The 3,536-nt window shown below is 68.0% G+C and carries 2 protein-coding genes; both read left to right on the plus strand.

Translation table 11 applies throughout. The features are described 5' to 3' along the window. The first annotated feature begins 183 nt into the window (after nucleotides 1-183). Nucleotides 184-792, plus strand: coding sequence for a CDP-alcohol phosphatidyltransferase family protein (locus ACFVS9_RS33460; protein WP_383118029.1), 609 nt, complete (start codon nucleotides 184-186; stop codon nucleotides 790-792). 110 nt (nucleotides 793-902) lie between these two features. Continuing rightward, nucleotides 903-3,398: a sugar phosphate nucleotidyltransferase gene (locus tag ACFVS9_RS33465; RefSeq protein ID WP_383118028.1), complete on the plus strand. Its 2,496-nt coding sequence runs from the start codon at nucleotides 903-905 to the stop codon at nucleotides 3,396-3,398. Nucleotides 3,399-3,536 lie beyond the last annotated feature (138 nt).

Below are 3,536 nucleotides of genomic sequence, written 5' to 3' on the forward strand. Positions count from 1 at the left end.
GCAGGGGGGACCCTGTGGGAGAGTAGGACGCCGCCGAACAATTATTCCGGGAAAGCCCCGTGCCCTTGTGGCACGGGGCTTTTCTGCGTTCCGGGTCCGCTCGTACCCCTGTGCCCCGGTGGGCAGGGGCTGAGGGTAAGGTCAGGGGGCATCATTGGCACGTTCTTCACAGGAGGCCCCCGGGTGGAGGTCCAGGAGACTCGAGTTCAGACGGACCGAGTACTCACCATCCCCAACATCCTCAGCATGGCTCGCCTCGTCGGCGTACCGCTCTTCCTGTGGCTGATTCTTCGCCCTGTGTTCGGCGGGCCCAACAGCGATGGCTGGGCCCTTCTGGTCCTGATGCTGAGCGGTGTCAGTGACTACCTCGACGGCAAGCTCGCCCGCCGGTGGAACCAGATCAGCAGCCTCGGCCGGCTTCTGGACCCGGCTGCCGACCGCCTCTACATTCTCTCGACCCTCGTCGGGCTCACCTGGCGCGAGATCCTGCCGCTCTGGCTGACGGCCGCACTCCTCGCCCGAGAGCTGATGCTTCTCGTCATGGTGGGAATCCTGCGCAGGCACGGCTATCCGCCGCCCCAGGTGAACTTCCTCGGGAAAGCTGCAACCTTCAACCTGATGTACGCCTTCCCCTTGTTGCTGCTCAGCGACGGAAGTGGTTGGCTGGCTGAGCTGGGCACCATTTTCGGATGGGCGTTCGCTGGATGGGGTACAACCCTCTATTGGTGGGCAGGGATCCTCTACGTGGTCCAGGTCCGCCGTCTGGTCAAGGCGGATCAAGTAGCCGATTAGCTCGTTGACGTGGCGCCGTGCAGAGTCGCCGGCCCGCACCGATGTCCTGGTGTTGCCCCGACGGGTGAAGTCGGCTAGACCGTCGTCTCTTCGAGGAGGACGTTTCCGACATGAAGGCCGTCGTGATGGCAGGCGGCGAAGGCACTCGTCTTCGCCCCATGACCTCAAGCATGCCCAAGCCTCTCCTGCCCGTGGCCAACCGGCCGATCATGGAGCATGTGCTGAGGCTGCTCAAGCGGCATGGGCTCAACGAGACCGTCGTCACCGTCCAGTTCCTCGCCTCACTCGTCAAGAATTACTTCGGCGACGGCGAGGAACTCGGGATGGAGCTCAGTTACGCCAACGAGGAGAAGCCGCTCGGCACCGCGGGAAGCGTGAAGAACGCCGAGGAAGCCCTGAAGGACGACACCTTCCTGGTCATTTCCGGCGACGCCCTCACCGACTTCGATCTCACGGACCTCATCGCGTTCCACAAGGAGAAGGGCGCACTCGTCACGGTGTGCCTGACCCGGGTCCCGAACCCGCTGGAATTCGGGATCACGATCGTGGACGAGGAAGGAAAGGTCGAGCGCTTCCTGGAGAAGCCGACCTGGGGACAGGTCTTCTCCGACACCGTGAACACGGGCATCTACGTCATGGAGCCCGAGGTCTTCGACTACGTGCAGGCCGACACCTCGGTGGACTGGTCCGGAGACGTGTTCCCGCAGCTCATGAAGGACGGCAAGCTGATCTGCGGCTACATCGCGGAGGGCTACTGGGAGGACGTGGGCACGCACGAGAGCTACGTGAAGGCCCAGGCCGACGTGCTCGAGCGCAAGGTCGACGTCGAACTCGACGGCTTCGAGATCTCCCCCGGGGTCTGGGTCGCGGAAGGCGCCGAGGTCCACCCCGACGCGGTACTGCGCGGGCCCCTGTACATCGGTGACTACGCGAAGATCGAGGCGGGCGCCGAGATCCGCGAACACACGGTGGTGGGATCGAACGTCGTCGTGAAATCCGGCGCCTTCCTGCACCGTGCGGTCGTTCACGACAACGTCTACATCGGGCAGCACAGCAACCTGCGGGGCTGTGTGATCGGCAAGAACACCGACGTCATGCGGGCGGCCCGCATCGAGGACGGTGCCGTGATCGGCGACGAATGCCTCGTCGGTGAAGAATCGATCATTCAGGGAAATGTGCGGGTCTACCCGTTCAAGACCATCGAGGCCGGCGCCTTCGTCAACACCTCGGTGATCTGGGAATCGCGCGGCCAGGCGCACCTCTTCGGAGCACGCGGGGTCTCCGGGATCCTGAACGTCGAGATCACGCCCGAGCTGGCCGTCCGGCTCGCCGGGGCGTACGCGACGACCCTGAAGAAGGGTGCGACGGTGACCACCGCGCGAGACCACTCCCGTGGTGCCCGCGCGCTGAAGAGAGCGGTCATCTCGGCGTTGCAGGCGAGCGCCATCGACGTACGGGACCTGGAGAACGTGCCGCTGCCGGTGGCCCGTCAGCAGACCGCGCGGGGCAGCGCCGGCGGCATCATGATCCGGACGTCCCCCGGTGTGCCGGACTCGGTCGACATCATGTTCTTCGACGAGCGGGGGGCGGACCTCTCCCAGGCGCGGCAGCGGAAGCTGGACCGGGTCTACGCCCGTCAGGAGTACCGCAGGGCCTTCCCCGGGGAGATCGGGGACCTGTACTTCCCGTCGAGCGTCTTCGACTCCTACACGGGTTCGCTGCTCCGCAACGTCGACACGGCGGGCATCGCCGACGCGGGCCTCAAGGTGGTCGTGGACGCCTCCAACGGCAGCGCAGGCCTTGTTCTGCCCAGCCTGCTCGGACGCCTCGGCGTGGACGCGCTGACCATCAACCCGGGCCTCGACGAGTCCCGGCCGACCGAGTCCGCCGAGGCCCGGCGCGCGGGGCTCGTACGCCTCGGCGAGATCGTGTCGTCCGCGCGGGCCGCGTTCGGCGTGCGGTTCGACCCCGTCGGGGAACGGCTGTCCCTCGTGGACGAGCGGGGCCGCATCATCGAGGACGACCGCGCACTGCTGGTCATGCTCGACCTCGTGGCCGCCGAGCGCAGGAGCGGGCGAGTGGCGCTCCCGGTCACGACCACCCGGGTCGCCGAGCAGGTCGCGGCGTACCACGGGACACAGGTCGAGTGGACGACCACGTCACCCGACGACCTGACCCGGGTGGGCCGCGAGGACACCACGATCTTCGGCGGCGACGGCCGCGGCGGCTTCATCGTCCCCGAGTTCAGCAGCGTCTTCGACGGCACGGCGGCCTTCGTCAGGCTGATCGGCCTGGTCGCCAGGACCCAGCTCACCCTCAGCCAGATCGACGCCCGCATCCCGCGTGCCCACGTGCTGCGGCGGGACCTCGCCACACCCTGGGCGGTCAAGGGGCTCGTGATGCGCCGGGTCGTGGAGGCGGCCGGGGAGCGCAGCGTCGACACCACCGACGGTGTCCGGGTCGTGGAGACCGACGGCCGCTGGGTCATGGTGCTGCCCGACCCGTCTGAGGCGGTCACCCACCTGTGGGCGGAAGGACCCGACGACACCTCGGCCCAGGCCCTGCTCGACGAGTGGGCGGCGGTCGTGGACAGCGCCGGGGACTGAGCGGGTCACCCCAGGGTCCGGGGGCCCCGGGAACCCCGCGGGCGGCCCCCCGGGGGGGCCGACGGGGGGGGGGGGGCCCCCCCGCGGCCCGGTTTGGGGAGTAGGAAGCCCCCCCCCCCCCCGGAGTAGCCCCCCCCC

Origin of the sequence: Streptomyces sp. NPDC058008, assembly GCF_042886395.1 — a bacterium.
In the GTDB taxonomy this organism is placed as follows: domain Bacteria; phylum Actinomycetota; class Actinomycetes; order Streptomycetales; family Streptomycetaceae; genus Streptomyces.

Coding starts and splice junctions, on each gene's coding strand:
- ACFVS9_RS33465 (WP_383118028.1), top strand. CDS start 903: ATGAAGGCCGTCGTGATGGCAGGCGGCGAAGGCACTCGTCTTCGCCCC.